This window comes from Rhodanobacter sp. TND4EL1 (genome assembly GCF_054061035.1).
In genome coordinates, this window is sequence record NZ_JBSSDT010000001.1 from 66470 (window position 1) to 90006 (window position 23537).

A 23537-nucleotide genomic window follows, 5' to 3' on the forward strand; every position below is an offset into this window, starting at 1 on the left:
GCGCTGGAAAAGCTGATCCAGTCGCGTCCGGAGACTTCGGCAGTGTCCGGGAAGGCGGCGGCAGGCGCGTGGAGGGACCGGCTTGTCCAGCCTGTTAGACTGAGTGGTTTCACGCTTCCCATTCACGGCGCTCGCGGGCGCCGCACGTCCAAGGAGACATCTATGTCCCATGCAATCCTCAGCGCGCTCGGTCTTGACGGCGAGCAGTCCGGTAGCTACCTCGGCCAGGGCGAGTGGTCCAGGACCACCGACGCCGGCGCGTTGCAGCCGGTGAATCCGGCCACCGGCGAAGTGCTGGCCACCGTGCACGCGTCCAGCGCGGCCGATTACGAAGTGATCGTCAAGCGCGCGCAGGCCGCCTTCAAGGTGTGGAAGACCACCCCGGCGCCGTTGCGTGGTGAAGCGGTGCGCCTGTGCGGCGAGGCGCTGCGCAAGCACAAGGATGCACTGGGTTCGCTGGTCGCGCTGGAGATGGGCAAGATCAAGCCCGAAGGCGACGGCGAAGTGCAGGAGATGATCGACATCGCCGACTTCGCCGTGGGCCAGAGCCGCATGTTGCATGGCTACACCATGCATTCGGAGCGCCCGGGCCACCGCATGTACGAGCAATACCACCCGCTGGGTATCGTGGGCATCATCAGCGCGTTCAACTTTCCGGTCGCGGTGTGGGCCTGGAACGCGATGCTGGCTGCCGCCTGCGGTGATATCTGCATCTGGAAGCCGTCGCCGAAGACGCCGCTGACCGCGATCGCGACCATGAAGATCTGCAACGAAGCGTTGAAGGACGGTGGCTACCCCGACCTGTTCTTCCTGTTCAACGATGCCGGCAGCGACCTGGCGCAGGCGTTTGTCGACGACAAGCGCGTGGGCCTGATCAGTTTCACCGGCTCGACCAAGGTCGGGCGCATGGTCGGCGAGCGCGTGGCGCAGCGCATGGGCCGTTCGTTGCTGGAACTGGGCGGCAACAACGCCATCATCCTGGACGAATCGGCCGATCTGAAGCTGGCGATCCCGGGCATCGTGTTCGGCTCGGTCGGCACCGCCGGCCAGCGCTGCACCAGCACGCGTCGCCTGTTCGTGCACGAGTCGATCTTCGACGGCGTGCTCGACACTCTGGTCAAGGCTTATCAACAGGTCGAGGGCAAGATCGGTGATCCGACCCTGGCCAGCACGTTGATGGGCCCGCTGAACAGTCAGGAAGCAGTGCAGGGTTACCTCAACGCAGTGGAGAAGGCCAAGGCGGCCGGCGGCACCGTGCGTACCGGCGGCAAGGCGCTGGCTGATCGCAAGGGCAACTTCGTGCTGCCGACCATCATCACCGGCGTGAAGAACTCCGACGATGTGGTGCAGACCGAAACGTTTGCGCCGATCCTCTACGTGATGTCGTTCAAGACCCTGGACGAGGCGATCGAGATGCAGAACGACGTGCCGCAGGGCCTGTCCTCGTCGATCTTCACCAACAACCTGCGTGCAGCCGAGCAGTTCCTGTCGGCCGCCGGTTCGGACTGCGGCATTGCCAACGTCAACATCGGCACCTCGGGTGCGGAGATTGGCGGCGCGTTCGGCGGCGAGAAGGAAACCGGCGGCGGTCGCGAGTCCGGTTCGGATGCGTGGAAGGTCTACATGCGTCGCCAGACCAACACCATCAACTACTCCGATGCGCTGCCGCTGGCGCAGGGCATCAAGTTCACGGTGTAATCGCAACACCGGTCACGGGCGGCTCGCCGTCCGTGACCGTTCGATGCATGACGGCGCTGTTTCCCCTCCTTGAAGAGTGAGCGACCCGATGAGCTATCAACCGTCCTATCGGCCTGCCGCCACCACCAGTTCGCTGGCCGTGGTGAGCCTGGTGTTCGGCATCCTTTCCTGGTGCCTTCTGCCGTTTGTCGGCGCCCTCGTGGCCATCGTCTGCGGCCATCTGGCACGCAGTGAAATCCGCCGCAGTCCGCTCGACCACCGCATGGAAGGCGACGGCATGGCCGTGGCCGGAATGGTGCTGGGCTATGTCCAGCTGGGCCTGTGCGTGCTGGGCGTTTTCCTGCTGATGGCGATGTTGTTCTTCGGTTTCGCGATTGCCGGTTGGCATTGACCGGCGCATGAACAACGCGGCTCCCGTTCCTTTTGATTTCAATGGCTATCGCGTCGTGGTGGCGGGCGGCAGTCGCGGCATCGGCCGCAGCATCGCGCTGGCTTTTGCCCAGGCCGGTGCGGCCGTATCGATCTGCGCACGCGGCGCGGCAGCGCTGGAAGAAGCGCGGCAGACCATCGCTGCGCAAGGGGTCATGGCGCACGCCCAAGGTTGCGATCTCGCCGACGCCGAGGCCATCAACGCCTACATCGCCAGTGCGGCGGCAGCGCTGGGCGGTATCGACGTGCTGGTCAACAATGCCAGCGGCTACGGTTTCGACGAAAGCGACGAAGGCTGGTTGGCCGGCTTCAATGTCGATCTGATGGCGGCCGTACGTGCCTCGCGCGCGGCCCTGCCATACCTGCAGGCGTCCGCGCACGGCTGCATTCTTCACACCAGTTCCATCGCGGCGTTTCGTCCGCGCGCCAACGGCGCGGCCTATGCCGCCGTGAAGGCGGCGCTCAGCCAGTACACCACCTCGCAGGCGCTGGCACTCGCCGAGCAGCGGATTCGCGTCAACGCGATCGCGCCCGGTTCGATCGCCTTCGCCGAGGGGCTGTGGGAACGCCGCAAAGTGGAACAGCCCGAGCTGTATCGGGCGACCCTGGCAAAGATCCCGTTCGGCCGCTTCGGCAAGCCGGAAGAGATCGCTCACGCGGCGTTGTTTCTGGCTTCGCCGTGGGCAGGCTGGATCACTGGGCAGACCCTCGTCGTCGATGGCGGGCAAATGCTCCGTGGCTGAAACGCGACCGCGCGATCGGCTGCCCCTTCCGGTGCATTTCAGCAGGCTAAACTGCGACCTCGACTTCCGTCTTCATCCCGAATCCTTGATTTGAAACCCATGTACGACATCCTGCGCCCGCTGCTGTTCAAGCTTGACGCCGAGAAGGCGCACCACCTCACCTTGTATTCGCTGGGCGTGGCGCAGCGCAGTGGCTTCGCGCACTGGATTGCCAAGCCGCCGGCCGACGTGTCGACGACGGTGTTCGGCATCACCTTTCCCAATCCGGTCGGCCTCGCTGCCGGGCTGGACAAGAATGCCGAGCACCTCGACGCGCTCGATGCGCTCGGTTTCGGCTTCATCGAAGTCGGCACGGTCACGCCGCTGCCGCAGCCGGGCAACGACAAGCCGCGCATGTTTCGCCTGCCGCAGCACGAGGCGATCATCAACCGGCTCGGCTTCAACAACGGCGGCGTCGATGCGCTGGTGCGCAACGTGCAGCAGTCCAGCTATCACGGCGTGCTCGGCATCAACATAGGCAAGAACAAGGACACCCCGAACGAGAAGGCGGTCAACGATTACCTGACCTGCCTGCACAAGGTCCACGAGCACGCCAGCTACATCACGGTGAATATCTCGTCGCCGAACACGCAGGGTCTGCGCGACCTGCAGCAGGAAGCGACGCTGTACAAGTTCATCTCGGTACTGCGCGCGGCGCAGGAACGGCTGGGTTCGCAGCAGGGCAGGCGCAAGCCGATGCTGCTGAAGATCGCGCCGGATCTTTCCGAAGGCGAACTCGACGCGATCGCCGAAGTCCTGCTGCGCACCGGCATCGACGGGGTGATCTGCAGCAACACCACGATCGACCACGCGTCCGTGGCTGACGACCCGCATGGCGGCGAATCCGGCGGTTTGTCCGGCAAGCCGTTGTTCGAGCGTTCCACGGCTGTTCTGGCCGGCATGCACAAGCGCCTGCAAGGACGCATTCCGCTGATCGGCGTGGGGGGCATTCTCGATGGCAGCGATGCGGCCGAAAAGCTCGACGCCGGCGCCTCGCTGGTGCAAGTGTATTCGGGCCTGATCTATCGCGGGCCGCATCTGGTGGCCGAGTGCGTCAACGAGATCCGCCGCCAGCGCGAGGTTGCCAATGTCTGAACGCATCGACATGGGCGGCTACACGCTGATCGAAAATGCCTCGCTGGCCAATCGCAACACGCTGCGTGTGGATGCGCGCGCGACGCTGCTCGCCGAAATCCGCGACGCCAGCAAGTTGCCCGAATTGCTCGACTTCCCGGCCGTGCGCAAGGGTCGACTGCTGGTGCTGGGCGAGGGCAGCAACATGCTGTTCACCGGTGATTTCGACGGCACCGTGCTGGCAATGGCAACCCGTGGCGTGCAGGTGGAAAGCGATGGCGACAGCGCGCGCATTGCGGTGGCGGCCGGTGAGCGCTGGGATGACTTCGTGCGCTGGACGCTCGGCCAGGGTTACGCCGGGCTGGAAAACCTGATCCTGATTCCCGGCACGGTCGGCGCCGCACCGATCCAGAATATCGGGGCCTACGGCTGCGAAGTGGCCGAGTTCGTCGAGAGCGTCGAGGCCTGGGACACGCGCGAGCGCAAAGTGGTGACGCTGGACCACGCGACCTGTGCATTCGGCTACCGCGACTCGTTGTTCAAGCATGAACCCGGCCGTTACATCGTCACGGCGGTGCGCTTCATGCTGCCACGCAGCCGTCCGCTGCGCACCGATTACGCAGGCATCAACGAACAGCTGGCGCGGATGGGTGTGGAGCATCCCGCGCCGTTCCATGTCGCCGAAGCGGTGGTCCATTTGCGCACCAGGAAGCTGCCGGATCCGGCGGTGATCGGTAATGCCGGCAGCTTCTTCAAGAATCCGATCATCGATGCTGCGCTGGCTTATGCACTCAAGCGTGAGCATCCCGGACTGGCCGTGTGGCCGCAGCCGGACGGCCGCTGCAAAGTGTCCGCTGCCTGGATGATCGAGGCCGCTGGTTTCAAGGGTATCCGCGAAGGCGATGCGGGCATTTCCAATCGGCACGCGCTGGTGCTGGTGAATCATGGCAAGGCGACGGGGCCGCAACTGTGGGCGTTGGCGCAGCAGGTGATGCACGGTGTGCGTGCGAAATTTGGCGTTGCGCTGGAGCCGGAGCCGGTGGTGATCGGCGCGCGCTGAGTCTTTCTGTGGGAGAGGCTTTCACCTCGGTGCTCTTGCTCGATTTCGTAGCTTGAGTGCAGAGCGGTCGTTCGCCTGCGGCGACCGAGTCACTTTTCTCTTGCGTGGCCAAGAGAAAAGTAACCAAAAGAGAAGGCCACCCCGCTTGGCGCTTGCCGGGCATCCATGCCCGGCAAGTCCGTGAGGGCCGGCCGGGTTTTTCGACAGGACTCCTGTCCTGGCGAAAAATGATCGGCATCCCTGCCGATCACCCTGCGGGCCTGTCGTCCGTCCCTCACCGCCGCACAGGGGCGCCGGGTAGAGCAGCGGACCATCCTGGCCCGCACTCGGTGAAAAAACTCAGAAGCAACAGCAACAGCAACGGCAACGGCAACGGCAACGGCAACGGCAACGGCAAAGCGTCGTGCCTCCACGATTACGCTCTGGCTCTGCTTTTGCTCTGGCTGTTCTGAAAAGTACGCGCAGGATGCGCGTTGCTCTACCCGGGGCCCCTCTGAAGCGGCGGGCGGGTGGAGGAAAAGCCCGCAGGGTGGCCGGCATGGATGCCGGCCAGTTTGGCGTCAGGGCAGGATGCCCTGTCGACAAACCCCGAAACCCACCCGCGGACTTTCCGGGCATGGATGCCCGGAAAGCGCGTAAGCGGGGTGTCGTTTTCTCTTGGGTACTTCTCTTTTGGACAAGCAGAAGAGAAGTACCTCGCCCTCCACAGGAGGGTGAAAGCTTTGCACTTAATCAACAAGAATGAGCAAGAGCAACGCGACTGAAGACACCCCAACAAAGAAGCTACGCGTGAGCCCGCTTCTCGATATCCGGCAGAAACACCGTGATCAACCCCATCAACGGCAGATACGCGCACAACCGGTAGACGTATTCGATGCCGTGGGTGTCGGCCAAGCCGCCGAGCACGGCTGCGCCGATGCCGCCCATGCCGAAGGCGAAGCCGAAGAACAGCCCGGAAATCATGCCAACCCTGCCGGGAATCAGCTCTTGTGCATAGACCAGGATGGCCGAGAACGCCGACGCCAGGATCAGGCCGATGACCACGGTCAACACTCCGGTCCACATCAGGTTCGCGTGCGGCAGCAGCAGGGTGAACGGCGCCACGCCCAGGATCGACACCCAGATCACCCACTTGCGTCCGATCCGGTCGCCGACCGGGCCGCCGATCAACGAGCCGGCGGCGACCGCGAACAGGAACACGAACAGATGCACCTGCGCGCTCTGCACTGACAGGCCGAACTTGTGGATCAGGTAGAACGTGTAATAGCTGCTGAGGCTGGCCAGGTAGAAATACTTGGAGAAGATCAGCAGACCGAGGATCGCCAGCGCGGCGATGACCTGGTTGCGTGACAGCGACACGACGGTGAGATGCCGCGAGACCGATAGGCTGCGTGCGACATGATGGCGGCTGTACCAGCGCCCGACCTGCAGCAGCACCACGATCGCCAGCAGCGCCGCCAGCGAGAACCACGCCACGCTGCCACGACCGTGCGGCACGATGATCCACGCGGCCAGCAGTGGTCCCAGCGACGAGCCGGTGTTGCCGCCAACCTGGAACAACGACTGGGCCAGCCCGTGCCGTCCCCCGGAAGCCATTCGCGCGACGCGCGAGGACTCCGGATGGAACACCGACGAGCCGGTGCCGACCAGACCCACGGCCAGCAACAACACGGGAAAGCTCGGAGCCACCGCCAGCAACAGCAAACCGCACAGGGTGAACGTCATCCCGACCGGCAGGGAGTATGGCAACGGACGACGATCGGTAACCATGCCTACCAGCGGTTGCAGCAGCGAAGCGGTGAGCTGGAACGTCAGGGTGATCAGGCCAACCTGGGCAAAGCTCAGATGGAAAGTGCCCTTCAGCAACGGATAGATCGCCAGGATCAGCGACTGGATCATGTCGTTGAGCATGTGCGCGAAGCTGATCCCGCCGAGCACCGCAAATTGGGTAGGCTCGCTGGCGGGGATGCTGTTGCCGGACGCGGGGATCACGGAAGGGGAGAGTGAGGCGCTTTCGACGCGGGTCTGCATGAGGGTGCTTGACTGTAGGAGGCGGCGCGGAGGCGCTCACGATAAGCCAAACGGTCGCCACGTCGCATGTGCCAGGCGTCGCGTCAGCGTCATCCAGCGGTCATCAAGACATCGCAGACTGAGCGGCAGCTGAGCCAGTCGCGCGCGCCGGGCCGGCATGGCCGGCGGCACGCTACCATGGGAAGGCCGCCCACTTCATGCTGCATGGTGTACCGATGAACAGCCGCATCATTCGCGAAACTTCGTCACACGACGTTTCCGCACCCGCTGCCAATGACACGGCGGAAATCGTTCCCGCGGTGGATCTTGCCGATCCGCGCCTGTACATCCATCGCGAGCTTTCGCAGCTGCAGTTCAACATCCGCGTGCTGGACCAGGCGCTGGACGAGCGCACGCCGCTGCTGGAGCGGCTGAAGTTCCTGCTGATCTTTTCGCGCAACATGGACGAATTCTTCGAAATCCGCGTGGCCGGGCTCAAAGGTCAGGTGGCGCTGGACCACGAGCTGATCGGTCCGGATGGCATCGGGCCGAAGCGCGCGCTGGCGCTAATCAGCGACATCGCGCATCGGCAGATCGAGCGGCAATACGCGATTCTCAACGATCGCATCCTGCCGGAGCTGGCCGAGCGGGGCATCCGCATCGTGCGGCGCCAGCAATGGACGCACAAGCAGAAGCTGTGGGTACGCCGCTACTTCCGTCAGGAAGTGGCTCCGTTGGTGACTCCGATCGGTCTTGACCCGACCCATCCCTTTCCGTTGCTTGTCAACAAGAGCCTCAACTTCATCGTGCGGCTGGAGGGGGTTGATGCGTTTGGTCGCGATTCGGGCCTGGCGGTGGTGCCGGCCCCCCGCGTGTTGCCGCGGCTGATCCAGATGCCTGCCGATGTCTGCGAAGGCGGCGACAACTACGTGTTGCTGTCCTCGATCATCCATGCCCATGTGGAAGAACTTTTCCCCGGCATGGACGTGCTCGGTTGCTACCAGTTCCGGCTGACCCGCAATGCCGATCTCACGCTGGACCCGGAGGATGTCGAGGATCTCGCCCTCGCGCTGCGCGGCGAGCTGTACTCGCGCCGCTTCGGCGACGCGGTGCGACTGGAAGTGGCTGACAACTGCCCGAAGGATCTGACCGATCATCTGCTGAAACAGTTCGGGCTGGCCGAGTCGGAGTTGTATGAGGTGAACGGCCCGGTGAATCTGGCCCGACTGTTCAGCATCGCCTGTCACGCGAATTATCCGAGTCTGCAATACCCGCCGTTCACGCCCGCGTTGCCGAAGGAGTTGCGGCATGCGGAGGACCTGTTTCAGGTGATCAGCAAGCAGGACGTGCTGCTGCTGCATCCCTACGAGTCGTTCGCGCCGGTGGTGGACCTGCTGCGCCAGGCGTCCGTCGATCCGCAGGTGCTGGCGATCAAGCAGACGCTTTACCGCACCAACGCGAAGTCGGAGATCGTCGATGCGCTGGTCGACGCTGCCCGCGCGGGCAAGGAGGTGACGGCCGTGGTCGAATTGCGTGCGCGCTTCGATGAGGAATCCAACCTCAGCCTCGCCTCGCGTCTGCAGCAGGCCGGGGCGATGGTGATCTACGGCGTGGTCGGCATCAAGACCCATGCCAAGATGATGTTGATTCAGCGTCGCGAAGGTCGCGAACTGGTGCGTTATGCGCACCTGGGCACCGGCAACTATCACAGCGGCAACGCACGGCTGTATACCGATTACAGTTTGCTCACCTCCGACGAGGCGCTGTGCGAGGACGTGCACAAATTGTTCAGCGAACTCACCGGCATGGGCACCTTGCAGCACATGAAGCGGCTGCTGCATGCGCCGTTCACGCTGAAGAGCCGGTTGCTGGAGATGATCGCCTGCGAGGCGGCGCACGCCGCGGCGGGCAAGCCCGCGCAGATCATTTTCAAGCTCAATGCGTTGACCGAACCGAGCATCATTCGCGCGCTGTACCAGGCCAGCATCGCAGGCGTGCAGATTGACCTGATCGTGCGCGGGATCTGCAGCCTGCGTCCCGGGGTCGATGGTGTTTCGGAGAACGTCAGGGTCCGGTCGATCATCGGCCGATTCCTGGAGCACAGCCGCGTGTACTGGTTCGCCAATGGCGGCGAGCCGCGCCTGTATCTGTCCAGTGCCGACCTGATGGAGCGCAACCTGGATCGTCGCGTGGAAGCCGCGTTTCCGATCGAGGGCAAGAAGATGCAGCAGCGCATTCGTCGCGCGCTGGATCTTTGCCTCGCCGACAACGTCGGTGCCTCCTTGCTGCAGGCCGATGGCGACTACCTGCATTCCGCGCCGGAACCCGGCCAGCCGGTTGTCGATGTGCAGGCCGAGTTGATGGCAACGCTGTGCAGTCCGGCTGGCGGCCGCTGAGAAGACAAGCGGCGGTCGGTTGCCGCACGGCTTCGCTCGATCCTTGCGTAACCTGCCGGCCCGACGATCGAAACCGCTTCGCTTCGCCGCTGGTACGGATCGGCCGTTGATGGCGTCCATGCGAGATGCGCTTCGCCCGCTCGCATGGGCAACCGTCGCCAGCGCGGGAGTACGATGCGCCCGGACGGACCGAACGCAGGGGGCATCGCCTTGAATACATCGACATTGTGGTGGGGGTTGCTGTTTGGCTCGATCGGGCTGGGCTTCTTCATCTATGGAAAAAAGCAGCAGGCGATCGTGCCGCTGATCTGCGGCATCGCGCTGATGGTGTTTCCGTATTTCGTCAGCGGTACGGCGTGGCTGGTCGTCATCGGCTTGGTGCTGATCGCCATTTCGCGCTTCCTCAAGGTCTGACCCGCGCGCAAACAAAAGGCCCCGGCAATGCCGGGGCCTTTTGTTTGAATCCGTGGTGGAGCGGATGGGGATCGAACCCACGACCTCCACGATGCGAACGTGGCGCTCTCCCAGCTGAGCTACCGCCCCACGGAAGCGAGGAATACTAGCAGTGCGCCGGGGCTTCGCCAAGACCCCGTCGCGGAAGACTCAGTCCGGCAACAGTCCGGGAAGGTCGCCATGCAGGACGTCGCGACGCCAACCCTCGAGGAACTCCGGCCACTCGGCGGTGACCACGTATTCCTCCAGCACCTTGCGCGGGCACAGCAATCCCGGTGGCAGGTCGAGCTCGCCCGCGCGCGTATCGACCAGCTGTTTCATCTCGCCCAGTGCCTTCTTTGCCGCGCCTTGCGGATGCGCCGGGATGCGCGCGGTGGCAGCGACTTCCTCGGGACTCACGGCAGGTGCCAGCAGCTCGAACAGTTCGCTGCGCTGGGCCGAGCGCAACGCACGCTGACCGCGACTGCGTTGCTCCAGATCGCCCAGCGCGGCCGGTGGCTTATCGGCCAGGTTCAGCGCGAGATTGTCGTCGAGCAGCCAGGGGCGCGGCACGTCCAGCCGCCGTGCGCTGCGATCCCGCCACAGCAGCAGGCGACGCAGCATGGCCTGCTGTTCGGCCGGCCACTCGGCCGCACCGCGCAAGGCGCGTTGCGGCTGCGGGTCGCCATCGCGGTGGCTGGCGCGCTGCTTGAGCCGGGCACAATCCTGGGCATGCCAGGCGCTGCGGTCGCGCTGCCTCAGGCTTTCGGACAGTTGTTCGTGGATGGTCTTCAGATAGACCACGTCCAGGGCGGCGTAGCTGCGCTGCGAATCGGTCAGCGGCCGCTGCAGCCAATCCGAGCGCGTTTCGCCCTTGTCCAGTTCGGCGCCCGCCAACTCGGCGACCAGCGCCCGATAGCTGATGCCCAGGCCCATGCCGACGAAGGCCGCGGCGATCTGGGTATCAAACAACTCGTGCGGGCCATCGGGCAGCAGGGGGGCGAGGGTTTCCAGGTCCTCGCTGGCGCTGTGCATGATGGTGATGGCCGTACCGGCGCCGAGCACGGGCTGCAACGCAGTGCCGATGTCGAACGCCAGCGGATCGACCAGTGCATGGTGCCCGTTCCAGCCCAGTTGCAGCAGGGCAAGTTGCGGGTAAAAGGTGTTGCGTCGCATGAACTCGGTGTCCAGGCCGATCGCCGCATCCGCCGGTATCGTGGCCAACCACGCGTGCAGCGCGTCGGGGTGATCGATCCAGTCGGCGGCAGGGGTTTCGGGCAGTGACATCGGTACTCCTCGGAAATGTCGCACAACGACGCAGACACGGATTGCCCTGTCGGCAATTTGTGCCTATGGTGAGCAGCGCACGATAACAGGCCGCACCCAAGGACGCCCATTTATGCCGAACAACGCAACCCTGCGCCATCAGCGCTTTCTTGGTGGTGCGCTGGGGCTGGTCGTGCTGGGTTTCGCGCTGAGCTATCACTTCTTTCCGCAGTGGTTCCACGTGGACCTGAGCCAGGCGCCGCGCCGTTCGATGTCGCTGGGCGCGGCAGCTCCGGTGAATGGCCCGCAGCCGGAACGGGTGGCGGCCATCAGCGAACTCAATGCCGGACCACCGCTGACGCTTGCGCCGGCCACGGTGATTGCCGCGCGCAACAGCGCGAAGGCCGACCTGCCCAAACAGCTGAGTGCGGATCCGCCCGAGGTCCAGGCCTTGCTGGATCGCGCGACCAAGGCGCTGCACGCCGGCGCGCTGGCCGGTGACGACAACAGTGCGGCGGCCTTGTTCGAGAAAGCCTTGAAGCAGAAGTCGGACAGTCGGCGCGCGGTGCAAGGTTTGTTCGACGTGCGCGCACGGCTGGTGGCAGAGATCGACCAGGACATTGCCGTGGGCGATGTCGACGCCGCGCACGACCTGCTCGATGCCTTGCGCACGCTGCCCAATGCCGATTCCGAGGTGGCGCAACTGGAAACCAGCCTGCAGACGCTGGAAAAGGTGCGGCCGATGCTGGCCAAGGCGGCGGGTTTGTTGCAGCAAGGCAAGGCCGACCAGCCAGCTGGCGGCAGTGCATTGGACCTGTACCACGAGGTGCAGGTGCTGGATCCGCAGAATGCCGTGGCGGAGCAGGGCATTCTGCAGGTGCAGCGTGCCGTGCTGGATCGAGCGCTGGCCGCGGTGGCTCAGAACGATTTCGCCGAGGCCGACCGTGAATTGGTGAAGGCGCAGGTGATTCGCCCCGGCTCGCAGCAAATGCGCGACGTGCATGAACGTGTGGACAACCTGCGCGAGCAGCGCGCCATCGGCGTGCTGAACCAGGCGCGTACGGCGCTGGACGCGGGCAACCTGGCGCTGGCCACCAAGCTGGCGGCGCAGGCGCGTTCGATTGACGGCGGGCTGGCTGCGCTGGAACCTTTCGCCGAGCAACTAACCAATGCACGCCTGTATGCCAGCTACAAACCGGGCCAAGTCTTCGTCGATCATTACGTCGATCTGCCGGGCAAGACGCCGACCATGGTCGTCGTCCCCACCGGCAGCTTCCTGATGGGTTTGCCGCCGGCGGATTCCAACCGGATCGAATCCGCCCAGCCGCAACATGCGGTGACCATCGCGAAGGGTTTCGCGATGGCACGCACCGCGGTTACCGTCGCCCAGTTCCGCGAGTTCGTGCGGGCCAGTGGCTACGTCCCCGACTCGATCAAGCTGGGCGGCGCCAGCGTCTACGACGAACGCAGCGGCGCCCTGCGCGACGACAGTTCGGCCACCTGGGAGGACGACTATGCCGGTCGCAAGGCCGACGACAACCTGCCCGTGGTCAACGTCTCCTGGGCGGACGCCAGCGCGTACGCGGACTGGTTGCAGCAGCGCACGGGCAAGGCGTATCGATTGCCCAGCGAAGCCGAATTCGAGTACGCGCTTCGTGGCGGCACGCAGACCCGTTACTGGTGGGGCGACGGCACGCCCACGCGCCCCGTCGAGAATCTCACCGGCTCGTTCGACCGCTCGCGCAGCGGCCGTCGCTGGAGCAACGCGTTTCGCGGCTATCGCGACGGCTACTGGGGGCCGGCTCCAGTGATGAGCTTCGCCGCCAATCCGTTCGGCCTGTATGACATCGACGGCAACGTTTCGGAGTGGGTGGCGGACTGCTGGCACGACAGTTACCTGCGTGCCCCCACGGATGGCAGCGCATGGATCAACCCGGGCTGTCGCGCCCACGTGTTGCGCGGCGGTTCATGGGGCAGCTCACCCGAGCAGGTGGACTCCGCTTACCGGCAGGGAGCCAATGGCGATGCGCGCAGCGGTCGCGTCGGCTTCCGCGTGATCCGCGAGTTGTAAGCGGAGCCGCAACCCGTCAATGGCGGCGCCGCTGGTGTCGCCGGGCTCGATGAAACAGTCCGGTTCTCCAAAGCGGAGCCTTATCCGCACCGGGTTGGCAGGCTGATGGCCGGCGTGCGGGGCGATGTCAGGTGGTCAGTGCAGTGACCGCAGCAAGCATCGCCTCGGCACTGGATACGCGCAATTCGCCGGGCGCTTCCACCTGCAGCAAGCGCACCAGACCGTCCTCCGCATACAGCGCAAACCGGCGCGTGCGCAAGCCCATGCCGAAGGCGCTGCCGTCCAGCTGCAGCCCCAGCGCAGTGGTGAAGCTGCCGTTGCCATCGGCCAGCATCAGCAACCCGGCGGGCACGTGCTGCGACGCGGCCCAGGCCTGCATTACGTACCCATCATTGACGGCGAGGCACATCACGTCGATCCCGTGTTGCCGGAAGTCGGCAAAGTGCTTCGTGTAGCCCGGCAGATGCTTGTTGGAACAGGTCGGCGTAAACGCCCCGGGAACACCGAACATCACCACCCGGCGTTTGGCGAACAGGTCGCGCGTCTGCGCCGGCTGGATGTCGCCGTCGATGCGTTGCACGGTGGCGTCGGGAATCGTGTCGCCGGCTTGAATGCTCATGGGATCCGGAATCATGAAGTGAAGAGCGCATGCTAGGGCGGTTCGAGGGGGTTGTCGCCTTGAATCGTCGCCGAGCGCACCTATTTTCTGTGGCAGGCGGTAATCGACCGCAATCCAATCGAGGAGAATCGCAATGAACCTTGGTCGTCATGGGATCTGGAATGCAGGCAACGGCCTGCCCGAGGAAGTCCGGCAGGCGTTCGACCGCTTCCTGCAGCCGGAAGATGCGGATGCCTCCAGCGTGGTCACCAGCCAGTGGGCGCCGCGCGTGGACATTCGCGAGGACGAGCAGCGCTTTGTGATCCTGGCCGACATTCCCGGCGTGGATCCGGCGCAGATTGAAGTGAGCATGGACAAGGGCATCCTCACCATCAAGGGCGAACGTGAAGCTGCCGGGGTGGAAGCGACCAGCAAATTCACCCGCGTCGAGCGTGCGCGCGGTGCCTTCCATCGCCGGTTTGCGTTGCCCGACAGCGCCGATGCCGACGGCATCACCGCAACGGGAAGGCTCGGCGTGCTGGAAATCGTGATACCGAAGAAGGCGCAGGCGACGCCGCGGCGCATTACCATCAACGCAAGCCACTGAGTTCGGAGTGGGTTGTCCCGCGGCGGAGCTGATCCGCCGCGGGTTTTGCGCAAGTCGGGGAGCGGTGAGTGGAATTCAAAGATTATTACGAAATTCTGGGTGTGAAGCCCGATGCCAGCGAAGCCGAGATCAAGACGGCGTATCGCAAGCTCGCGCGCAAATACCATCCGGACAAGAACAAGGAAGCCGGTGCCGAGGAGAAGTTCAAGTCGGTCAACGAGGCCAATGAGGTCCTCAAGGACGCCGAAAAGCGGCGCTCTTACGACCAGCTGCGTGCTGGCGGTTACCGTCAAGGTGAGCAGTTCCGTCCGCCGCCGGGTTGGCAGGGACAGCAAGGCTTCGGTGGCGGCGACGACGGTGATTTCAGCGACTTCTTTGAAAGCCTGTTCGGGCGTGGTGCCGCTGCAGGCGGACATCGGGGCCAGCCGCGCCCGCGTCGCGGCCAGGATGTGCAGGCATCGGTGCAGATCGAATTGCAGACGGCCTTCGAGGGCGGTCGCACGCGACTGGCGATGCATGATCCGGCAGGCGGCGAGCGCGTGCTGGAGGTCAAGATCCCGGCCGGTATCCAGCCGGGGCAGGTGATTCGCCTGAGCGGACAGGGTCAGCCCGGCATGGCCGGTGGCCCGAACGGCGACCTGCTGCTGGAGGTGGGACTTCGCGAGGATCCGCGTTTCCGCCTGGATGGACGCAACGTGGTCAGTGTCCTGCCCGTCACCCCGTGGGAGGCCGCCCTTGGTGCCACGGTGCCGGTACCTACCCTGGCCGGGACCGTCGACCTGCGTATTCCGGCGGGCTCGCAATCGGGACGCAAGTTGCGCCTGAAGGGGCGGGGCATGCCTGGTGCGCATCCCGGCGATCAGCTGGTGGAGTTGTCCATTCGTACCCCGCCGGCGGAAACGGACGAGCAGCGCGCCGCTTATGACGCATTGCAGGCCGCCTTCGGCGAATTCAATCCCCGATAGCCACGCCTTCAATGGAGCAAAAAAACGGCGCCTCATGGGCGCCGTTTTTCGTCGAATCGGTTGCCACTTCAGCCTGGCAGGAATTCTTCCAGCGCCTTGACCAGTTCTTCTTCACGGATCGGTTTGGTGACATAGGCCTTTGCGCCCTGGCGCATGCCCCACACCTTGTCGGTTTCCTGATCCTTGGTGGTAACCAGGATGATCGGGATATGCGCGGTTTCGGCGTTCTTGCTGATCGTGCGCGTCGCCTGGAAGCCGTTGAGGTTGGGCATGACCACGTCCATCAGGATCAGATCAGGCAGCTCGGCCTTGGCCACTTCCACGCCGGCGGCGCCGTCTTCGGCGGAAAGGGTTTCATGCCCGAGTTTTTCGACGATGCGCTTGATGCCAAGCAGCTGTGAAGGGGAGTCGTCGACGATCAGGATGCGTGCCATAGAAAGATAGTCCCCTGCGAGTTTCGTTGATTCTAAGCCGTGGCAATGGTACTTCCAAGCGCGGTTTCGTCAAACCGCGCCATCGACGCACACGAGAGTGCGTCCGAAGGAGTTCCCAGCGAGCATACGCGCAAACACTTCCGGCAGCTCTTCCAGCGTCACGTCGAGCGTGCAGATGCGATCGAGATGCCGCGGTTTCCAGTCGCTTGCGAGAAGCTGCCAGAGGCGGTCGCGCAAGTCGCGGGCGGTTCCAGCCGAGGCAATGCCGAGCAAGCTGGCGCCGCGGATGATGAACGGCATCACCGTGCTGTCGAACGCGACGCCGCCGGCATTGCCGCAGATCGCCACGTTGCCGTACGGACTGATCAATGGCAGCAGGCCGCTCAGCATGCTGCCGCCGACGTTGTCCAGCGCACCGCCGAAGCGCGCCGAGTCCATCGGCTTGCCGCTGAAGGCGAGCTGGTGGCGATCGATGCATTCCGCCGCACCGAGATCGCGCAGGAAATCGAAGTGATCGGCCTTGCCGCTGATCGCGTGCACGGCGTAACCGGCGCGACTGAAGATGTCGATGGCAAGCTGGCCGACACCGCCGCTGGCGCCGGTCACCGCGATCGGGCCCAGCGCAGGCGTCTGCCGGTTGTCCTGCATGCGCAGCAGTGCCAGCGCGGCGGTAAAGCCCGCAGTGCCGATGACCATGCTTTCGCGCAGGCTCAGGCCGGCAGGCAGCGGAATCGTCCAGCGGGCATCGAGCCGGGCATATTCGCCGTAGCCGCCGTCACGCATCTCGGACAAGCCGCTGCCGGTACACAGCACGGCGTCGCCTTCGCGGAAGCCCGGATCGGTGGAGGCCACCACCCGGCCAGCCACGTCGATGCCGCCATTCAATGGATACGTGCGCAAGATTCGGCCCTTGCCGGTACCTGCAAGGGCGTCCTTGTAATTGACCGAAGAGTAGGCGACCTTGATCAGTATTTCGCCGGGTGACAGCACTTCGCTGGACATCATTTCGATGCCGGCGCGATAGCCGCTGTCGTCGTTGTGGATGCGAAACGCGCGGAAGGAGGTCATGTCGATGTTCCGGGTTGGAGGTCAGGCATCGACACTGCGGGTGTCGATCCATTTCGGCACGTAGGTGCCCTGGTAGTCCTGCATCCAGGCGAACAACTCGGCCATGCTGTCGCCGAACCAGATGCTGTCGTGTTGCTCGGCGCGCACAAACTTCTCTTCCACCATGTGCTGCATCATCTGGCGCAGGTCGCGGTAGTAACCGCGCACGTCGAGGAAGGCGCACGGGTAGCGATGCAGGCCGAGCTGGGCCCAGGTCAGCATCTCGAACATCTCGTCCATGGTGCCGAAGCCACCGGGCAGGGCGACGAAGGCATCGGACAGCTCGTACATGCGCGTCTTGCGCTGGTGCATGGTTTCCACCACGACCAGTTCGCTCAAGCGGGGATGGGCCACTTCCAGCTCCACCAGCTGGCGTGGAATCACCCCGATCACCTTGCCGCCACCGGCGAGCACCGCGTCGGCCACCACACCCATCAGGCCGACGTTGCCGCCGCCATAGACCAGCGCGATGCCACGTCGCGCCATTTCCGTGCCGAAGGCATGCGCCTGTTCGGCGTATTCGGGATGCCTGCCGCTGCTGGAGCCGCAGTAGACGCAGATGGCGGTGGGTTGGGGCATGGACTTGTCCGAATTGAAAAAAGGATTGCAGAAGCCCGCCAGCAGGCTCCTGCACGGGAATGCAGAATGCAAAGGCCCGCCCATGTCGCCACGAGCGGGCCGATGTACGCTCGACGCGGGCGCTCAGTTGCCCTTGTGAATGGCGCGCTTGTCGACCGACAACGCCGCTTCGTGCACGGCTTCGGACAGGGTCGGATGGGCGTGGACGATACGCGCCAGATCCTCGGACGAACCCTTGAACTCCATCGCCACGACGCATTCGGCGATCAGCTCGGAGACGCCCGGGCCGACCATGTGCACACCGAGGATGCGATCGGTTTCGGCATGGGCCAGCATCTTCACCTGGCCGACCGCCTCGTTCATCGCCACGGCACGGCCGATGGCGGCGAACGGGAAGCTGCCGACCTTGTACGGAATGCCGGCGTCCTTCAGTTCCTTCTCGGTCTTGCCAGCCCATGCAATTTCCGGCTCGGTATAGATCACCCACGGAATCGTGTCGAAGTTGACGTGACCAGCCTTGCCGGCGATCCACTCGGCCACCGCCACGCCTTCCTCGGAACCCTTGTGGGCGAGCATTGGGCCGCGCACCGCGTCACCGATCGCCCACACGCCATCGACACCGGTGTGGTTGTGCTCGTCCACCACGATGCGTCCACGCTCGTCCAGCTTCACGCCGGTGTCGTCGGCCAGCAAGCCGGCGGTGTAGGCGCGGCGGCCGACGGCCACCAGCAGCTTGTCGACGACGAGCTGCTGCTCGCCGTCCTTGTCGGTGTAGACCAGGTGCACGCCGTCCTTCTTCACCTCGGCCTTGTTGAGCTTGGCGCCGAGCTTGATGTCCAGGCCCTGCTTCTTGAATTCGCGCGCGGCGACCTTGGCGACGTCGGGGTCAGCCACGCCGAGGAAGTCGGGCAGCGCCTCGATGATGGTGACTTCGGAACCCAGGCGCTTCCACACGCTGCCCAGCTCCAGCCCGATCACGCCGGCGCCGATCACGCCCAGGCGCTTTGGCACCTCGGTGAAGTCCAGCGCGCCGGCGTTGTCGACGATCGCCTTGCCGTCGAACTTGGCGAACGGCAACTCGATGGGCACCGAGCCGGAAGCGAGGATCACGTTGGTGGCGCTGATCGTCTCTTTCTTGCCGTCGGGGCCGGTGATCTCCACCGAGTTGCCTTTGAGCAGCTTGCCGGTACCGAAGTACGGCGTGATCTTGTTGGCCTTGAACAGCTGCGCCACGCCGCCGGTGAACTGCTTGACGATCTTGTCCTTGCGTCCGACGAAGGTCGGCACGTCGATGCGCGCGTTGTCGGCGCTGATGCCGTGCACGTCGAAATTGTGGGTGAGGTTGTGGAACTGGCGCGAGGAGTCCAGCAGCGCCTTGGACGGGATGCAGCCCACGTTGAGGCAGGTGCCACCAAGCGCCTGCTTGCCGTCCTTGCCGGCGAACGCGTCGACGCAGGCCGTCTTCAGGCCCAGCTGTGCGGCGCGGATCGCAGCCACATAGCCGGCCGGACCGGCGCCGATGACGATGACATCGTATTTGTCGCTCATGGTTTTGGTGTCCTTGAAAGCGGGAACAGGGAACGGGGGGCGGGGAACAAGGGCGGCAACTTTTGCCGTCCCGCGTTCCCTGTTCCCCGTTCTCGCATCATTAGAGTCCGAGCAGCATCCGCTGCGGATTCTCGAGCTGGTTCTTGATGTCGACCAGGAACAGCACCGCGTCCTTGCCGTCGATGATGCGATGGTCGTACGACAGCGCGATGTACATCATCGGTGCGGCGATGATCTGGCCGTTCTCGACGATGGCGCGTTCCTTGATCGTGTGCATGCCGAGGATGGCGCTCTGCGGCGGGTTGACGATCGGAGTGGACAGCAGGGAGCCGAACGTGCCGCCGTTGGTGATGGTGAACGTGCCGCCCTGCAGATCGTCCAGCGACAGCTTGTTGGCGCGTGCCTTGGTGGCGTAGTCGGCGATGCCTTTCTCGACGTCGGCGAAGCTCATGTCCTGCACGTCGCGCAGCACCGGCGTGACCAGACCCTTGTCGGTCGACACCGCGATCGAGATGTCCTGGTAGCCGTGATAGATCACGTCGTTGCCATCGACCGATGCGTTGACGAACGGGTAGCGCTTCAGCGCTTCGGCAGCGGCCTTGACGAAGAAGCTCATGAAGCCGAGCTTGACGTCGTGCTCCTTCTGGAATGCTTCGCCGAGTGCTTTGCGCATCTTCATCACTTCGCTCAGGTTTACCTCATTGAACGAGGTGAGCATGGCGATGGAGTTTTTCGACTGCATCAGGCGTTCGGCGATGCGCTGACGCATGCGGGTCATCGGCACGCGCTCTTCCGGACGCGAACCCGGGGTCGGCCTGGCAGCCGGAGCCGCGGCGGCTGGAGCCGGAGCCGGAGCGCTGCCACCCTTGCCGTAGTTGACCAAGTCTTCCTTGGTCACGCGGCCATCGCGGCCAGTGCCGCTGACCTTGGATGGATCGATCTTTTCCTCGGTCGCCACACGCAGGCCGGCTGGCGACAGGTCCGCACTGCCCTTGCCGGCAGCGGCCGCGGGTGCGGCTGGTGCCGGGGCGGCAGCCGCCGGAGCAGGTGCGGCAGCGGCGGGCGCAGGAGCCGCGGCGGCGCCTTCCTCGATGATCGCGATGACCTGCTCGCTGTTCACCGTGTCGCCGACTTCATGGCGAATTTCCTTCAGCACGCCGTCGACCGGCGAGGGCACTTCCAGCACCACCTTGTCGGTTTCGAGGTCGACCAGGTTCTCGTCGCGCTTGACTGCATCACCGGCCTTCTTGTGCCAGGTGGCGATGGTGGCGTCGGAGACGGACTCGGGCAGGACGGGGACTTTGAGTTCGATGGACATAGCAGGCCTTTGAGTTTGTGCGCGCGTCCCTGGGCGCAGAGATCAAAAAGCGGCCATCCTGGCCGCACTATTTGAAGGAGCTTATTCTGCCGAGTGGTCGGTGCCGACCGGCGTGCTGAGCGCCTGTTCGACAAGGGCTGACTGTTCGGCGACGTGGGTGTTGTGATGGCCGGCGGCCGGTGCCGGCGAGCGCGCACGTCCTGCATACGACAGGCTGTGCTTGCTTCCGGTGCAGGCCTGCAGGTGATGGCGGATCTGGAACCAGGCGCCCTGGTTCATCGGCTCTTCCTGGCACCAGATCACTTCCTTGGCCGATGGATACTTGGCCAGCTCCGCCGTCACCTCTTCGCGCGGGAAGGGGTACAACTGCTCGACGCGCACGATGGCCACGTTGCCCAAATCACGTTTTCCGGCTTCCTCCAGCAAGTCGTAATAGACCTTGCCGGAACACAGCACTACGCGATTGACCTTCTTGGCGGCCAGCTTGCGATGTTCGCCGATGACCAGCTGGAAGCTGCCATTGGCCAGCTCGTCCAGGCTGGACACGGCCAGCTTGTGGCGCAGCAGCGACTTCGGCGTCATCACGATCAGCGGTTTGCGTGCGGCACGCAGCATCTGCCGGCGGATCATGTGGAAATCCTGCGCTGGCGTGGTCGGCACGCAGACCTGCATGTTGTCGAACGCGCACAACTGCAGGAAGCGCTCGAGGCGGGCCGAGGAATGCTCCGGACCCTGGCCTTCATAACCGTGCGGCAGGAAGAGCGCGAGGCCGCACAGGCGGTTCCACTTCGCTTCGCCGGAACTGATGAACTGGTCGATCACCACCTGGGCGCCGTTGGCGAAATCGCCGAACTGGCCTTCCCAGATGTTCAGCGTGTCGGGATCGGTGGTGGAGTGGCCATACTCGAACGCCATGACTGCTTCTTCGCTGAGCAGCGAGTCGATCACCTCGACGTCAGCGGTGGCGCGCAAGTTGGCCAGCGGCATGTAGGTATGGCCGTCCTTCTGGTCATGCAGCACGGCATGGCGGTGGAAGAACGTGCCGCGACCGGAGTCCTGGCCGACCAGGCGCATGTCGAAGCCGCCATCCACCAGGGTGGCGTAGGCGAGGTTTTCGGCGAAGCCCCAGTCCGCCGGCAGTTCGCCGGCGGCCATCTTGCGCCGATCGTCGTAGATTTTTGCCACGCGCGCCTGCAGGGTGAGCTCGGCGGGCAGGGTGAGAATCTTGCTGGAAAGCTCCTGCAGCTTCTTCTTCGGCACCGTGGTATCGGTGGGCAGGGACAGCTTGCCGCCAAGGAAGCGTGCCCAGTCGACGTGACTGTCGCGCACCGGCGAAGGGTCGAGGTCGGTCATCGGCGCACCGGCTTCCAGTCGCTCGCGATAGGCCTCGAACTGCTTCTGTGCCTCGCCTTCGGCCAGCACACCCTGCTTGACCAGCTGCTGCTGGTAGAGGTCGCGCGTGGTCGGACGCTTGCGGATGATCTGGTACATCACCGGCTGGGTGGCGGCCGGCTCGTCGGCTTCGTTGTGGCCGTGACGGCGGTAGCAGACCAGGTCGATCACCACGTCGCGGCGGAACTGCTTGCGGAAGTCGTAGGCGATCCGCGTGGCCAGGATCACCGCATCCGGGTCATCACCGTTGACGTGCAACACCGGCGCGTTGACCATCTTGGCCAGGTCGGTGCAGTACATGGTGGAGCGCGCGTCCTGCGGATTGGAGGTGGTGAAGCCGACCTGGTTGTTGACCACGATGTGCAGGCTGCCGCCGATCTTGAAGCCACGGGCCTGCGACATGTTCAGCAGTTCCATGTTCACGCCCTGACCGGCGAACGCGGCGTCGCCGTGGATCAGCACGGCCATTGACTGCGCATGCAGGGTGTCGCGGCGACGTGTCTGGCGCGCATGCACCGAGCCGCAGACCACCGGGTTGACGATTTCCAGGTGCGACGGATTGAACGCCAGTGCCACGTGCACGCCGCCCTTGGGCGTCTTGACGTCAGCGGAGAAGCCCATGTGGTACTTCACGTCGCCCGAATGTGCGGGGTCATCGGGGTGCTCGAACTTGCCTTCGAACTCGTCGAACAGGGTCTTCGGCGGCTTGCCGAGGATGTTGACCAGCACGTTGAGGCGGCCGCGATGGGCCATGCCGATCACCAGCTCCTTGATGCCGTTGTCGCCGGCGGCGCGAACCACGTCGTCGAGCATCGGGATCAGGCTGTCGCCGCCTTCCAGCGAGAAGCGTTTCTGGCCCACGTATTTGGTGTGGAGGTAGCGCTCCAGGCCTTCGGCGGCGGTGAGGCCGTCCAGCACGCGCTGCTGGCCGGGCTTGTCCAGACCGCTCTGGCCGGCCGCCTGTTCAAGCCGGCTGTAGATCCAGTTGCGCTGTTCATGATTGCTGATGTGCATGAACTCGGCGCCGATCGTGCTGGCGTAGGTCTTCTGCAAGCGTGCAAGCAGGTCGCGGAGTTTCAGGCGCTTGCCGCCACCGGCGTAGTTGCCGGTATCGAATTCGGTGTCGATGTCCGAATCGGACAGGCCATGGAAGGCCAGGCCGAGGTCCGGGGCCGTCATCTTCTCGGTCAGACCCAGTGGATCAAGGTCGGCCGCCAGGTGGCCGCGCGAGCGGTAGGCCGTGAGCAGGCGCAGCACGCCTGCCTGTTTGCGCGCGTGCTCGTCGCTCATCGGCGCGGCGGCAACGCCGGCGTGACGCTGCTTTTGTGCCGCTTCGATGCGAGCGATGGCGGAACCGTGGGCGACATCCCCGGATTCGCGACCCTTGAATGACTCGAAATACGTGGCCCATTCGGCGGGAACCGACGAAGCGTCGGCCAGCCAGGCGTCATACAGCGATTCAACGTAATCGGCGTTTCCGCCTGCGAGTTGGGAAGATTCGAGGAACTCGCTGATCAGGTTTGTAGTCACGTCACCACCGGCAGGGAAGGGATGCTTGCGGTCATCCGTGTCACTTTGAAATTGCGGTTTCCAGTGGGTTTCAAGCCCGACCGGCCGCGGATACGGATGACTGGAGAGAATCCCGGGGATTATAGCCTTTGCCTGCTGCGGCGCGGCAACCCGCGCACCGCCTCGGACGGGTAGTCCGCGGTGTTTTTCAGACCAAGGTCTAACCCGGTTTCCCGCACGAGTCGCATTTTCAAGGGGTTTG

At 64.5% G+C, this 23537-nt stretch carries 19 protein-coding genes and 1 tRNA gene; 10 read left to right on the forward strand and 10 right to left on the reverse strand.

Going from position 1 to position 23537, the window contains the following annotated elements:
* Positions 1 to 162 precede the first annotated feature (162 nt).
* The 5 genes from amaB (at position 163) to murB (ending at position 5043) form a co-directional block, all read left to right on the forward strand.
* Positions 163 to 1698 carry an L-piperidine-6-carboxylate dehydrogenase gene (gene amaB, locus ACVWWQ_RS00370; RefSeq protein ID WP_133950770.1) on the forward strand — a complete coding sequence of 512 codons (1536 nt, stop codon included), beginning with the start codon at positions 163 to 165 and terminating at the stop codon, positions 1696 to 1698.
* An 88-nt stretch (positions 1699 to 1786) separates the two neighbouring features.
* Positions 1787 to 2089, forward strand: coding sequence for a DUF4190 domain-containing protein (locus ACVWWQ_RS00375; protein ID WP_099652526.1), 303 nt, complete (start codon positions 1787 to 1789; stop codon positions 2087 to 2089).
* A 7-nt stretch (positions 2090 to 2096) separates the two neighbouring features.
* The gene (locus ACVWWQ_RS00380) at positions 2097 to 2870 is read left to right on the forward strand and encodes an SDR family oxidoreductase (RefSeq protein ID WP_133950768.1); all 774 of its coding nucleotides are present in this window, start codon (positions 2097 to 2099) and stop codon (positions 2868 to 2870) included.
* A 99-nt stretch (positions 2871 to 2969) separates the two neighbouring features.
* Positions 2970 to 4004, forward strand: a complete 1035-nt coding sequence (locus tag ACVWWQ_RS00385; RefSeq protein ID WP_133950766.1) for a quinone-dependent dihydroorotate dehydrogenase — start codon at positions 2970 to 2972, stop codon at positions 4002 to 4004.
* A gap of 10 nt (positions 4005 to 4014) precedes the next feature.
* Positions 4015 to 5043, forward strand: a complete 1029-nt coding sequence (gene murB / locus ACVWWQ_RS00390) for a UDP-N-acetylmuramate dehydrogenase (protein WP_133951011.1) — start codon at positions 4015 to 4017, stop codon at positions 5041 to 5043.
* Positions 5044 to 5826: 783 nt separating this feature from the next.
* On the opposite strand, the gene ACVWWQ_RS00395 is transcribed toward murB, so the two are convergent.
* Positions 5827 to 7074, reverse strand: coding sequence for an MFS transporter (locus ACVWWQ_RS00395; protein ID WP_133950764.1), 1248 nt, complete (start codon positions 7072 to 7074; stop codon positions 5827 to 5829).
* A 215-nt stretch (positions 7075 to 7289) separates the two neighbouring features.
* On the opposite strand from ACVWWQ_RS00395, the gene ppk1 reads away from it, so the two are divergent.
* Positions 7290 to 9449 carry a polyphosphate kinase 1 gene (gene ppk1, locus ACVWWQ_RS00400; protein WP_133950762.1) on the forward strand — a complete coding sequence of 720 codons (2160 nt, stop codon included), beginning with the start codon at positions 7290 to 7292 and terminating at the stop codon, positions 9447 to 9449.
* A gap of 210 nt (positions 9450 to 9659) precedes the next feature.
* A complete protein-coding gene (locus ACVWWQ_RS00405) occupies positions 9660 to 9863 on the forward strand; it encodes a hypothetical protein (protein WP_133950760.1) in 204 nt (67 codons plus the stop codon).
* Between the two features lie 53 nt (positions 9864 to 9916).
* Here the strand turns inward: ACVWWQ_RS00405 and ACVWWQ_RS00410 are convergent.
* Both ACVWWQ_RS00410 and rnd read right to left on the reverse strand, forming a co-directional pair.
* Positions 9917 to 9992, reverse strand: a tRNA-Ala gene (locus ACVWWQ_RS00410).
* 60 nt (positions 9993 to 10052) lie between these two features.
* On the reverse strand, positions 10053 to 11168 hold the full coding sequence (gene rnd / locus ACVWWQ_RS00415; RefSeq protein ID WP_133950758.1) for a ribonuclease D: 1116 nt from the start codon (positions 11166 to 11168) through the stop codon (positions 10053 to 10055).
* A gap of 112 nt (positions 11169 to 11280) precedes the next feature.
* On the opposite strand from rnd, the gene ACVWWQ_RS00420 reads away from it, so the two are divergent.
* The gene (locus tag ACVWWQ_RS00420; RefSeq protein WP_133950756.1) at positions 11281 to 13218 is read left to right on the forward strand and encodes an SUMF1/EgtB/PvdO family nonheme iron enzyme; all 1938 of its coding nucleotides are present in this window, start codon (positions 11281 to 11283) and stop codon (positions 13216 to 13218) included.
* 127 nt (positions 13219 to 13345) lie between these two features.
* Here ACVWWQ_RS00420 and ACVWWQ_RS00425 read toward each other — a convergent pair whose 3' ends face one another.
* Positions 13346 to 13837, reverse strand: a complete 492-nt coding sequence (locus tag ACVWWQ_RS00425; protein WP_099652370.1) for a peroxiredoxin family protein — start codon at positions 13835 to 13837, stop codon at positions 13346 to 13348.
* 133 nt (positions 13838 to 13970) lie between these two features.
* On the opposite strand from ACVWWQ_RS00425, the gene ACVWWQ_RS00430 reads away from it, so the two are divergent.
* Both ACVWWQ_RS00430 and ACVWWQ_RS00435 read left to right on the forward strand, forming a co-directional pair.
* Positions 13971 to 14423 (forward strand): Hsp20/alpha crystallin family protein, encoded by a 453-nt coding sequence (locus ACVWWQ_RS00430; protein ID WP_099652369.1) that lies wholly within the window; start codon positions 13971 to 13973, stop codon positions 14421 to 14423.
* Between the two features lie 68 nt (positions 14424 to 14491).
* Entirely contained in the window at positions 14492 to 15388 is an 897-nt protein-coding gene (locus ACVWWQ_RS00435) for a DnaJ C-terminal domain-containing protein (RefSeq protein ID WP_099652368.1), read from the forward strand.
* A gap of 68 nt (positions 15389 to 15456) precedes the next feature.
* Here ACVWWQ_RS00435 and pilH read toward each other — a convergent pair whose 3' ends face one another.
* From pilH to ACVWWQ_RS00465, 6 genes are all read right to left on the reverse strand, one after another.
* Positions 15457 to 15822 (reverse strand): twitching motility response regulator PilH, encoded by a 366-nt coding sequence (gene pilH, locus ACVWWQ_RS00440; RefSeq protein WP_099652367.1) that lies wholly within the window; start codon positions 15820 to 15822, stop codon positions 15457 to 15459.
* A 69-nt stretch (positions 15823 to 15891) separates the two neighbouring features.
* The gene (locus ACVWWQ_RS00445; RefSeq protein ID WP_133950754.1) at positions 15892 to 16890 is read right to left on the reverse strand and encodes a YhdH/YhfP family quinone oxidoreductase; all 999 of its coding nucleotides are present in this window, start codon (positions 16888 to 16890) and stop codon (positions 15892 to 15894) included.
* A 21-nt stretch (positions 16891 to 16911) separates the two neighbouring features.
* Entirely contained in the window at positions 16912 to 17508 is a 597-nt protein-coding gene (locus ACVWWQ_RS00450; RefSeq protein WP_099652523.1) for a TIGR00730 family Rossman fold protein, read from the reverse strand.
* 123 nt (positions 17509 to 17631) lie between these two features.
* Positions 17632 to 19056 carry a dihydrolipoyl dehydrogenase gene (gene lpdA / locus ACVWWQ_RS00455; protein WP_133950752.1) on the reverse strand — a complete coding sequence of 475 codons (1425 nt, stop codon included), beginning with the start codon at positions 19054 to 19056 and terminating at the stop codon, positions 17632 to 17634.
* Positions 19057 to 19156: 100 nt separating this feature from the next.
* Positions 19157 to 20374 carry a 2-oxoglutarate dehydrogenase complex dihydrolipoyllysine-residue succinyltransferase gene (gene odhB / locus ACVWWQ_RS00460; RefSeq protein ID WP_133950750.1) on the reverse strand — a complete coding sequence of 406 codons (1218 nt, stop codon included), beginning with the start codon at positions 20372 to 20374 and terminating at the stop codon, positions 19157 to 19159.
* A gap of 81 nt (positions 20375 to 20455) precedes the next feature.
* Positions 20456 to 23296 (reverse strand): 2-oxoglutarate dehydrogenase E1 component, encoded by a 2841-nt coding sequence (locus ACVWWQ_RS00465; RefSeq protein ID WP_133950748.1) that lies wholly within the window; start codon positions 23294 to 23296, stop codon positions 20456 to 20458.
* Positions 23297 to 23537 lie beyond the last annotated feature (241 nt).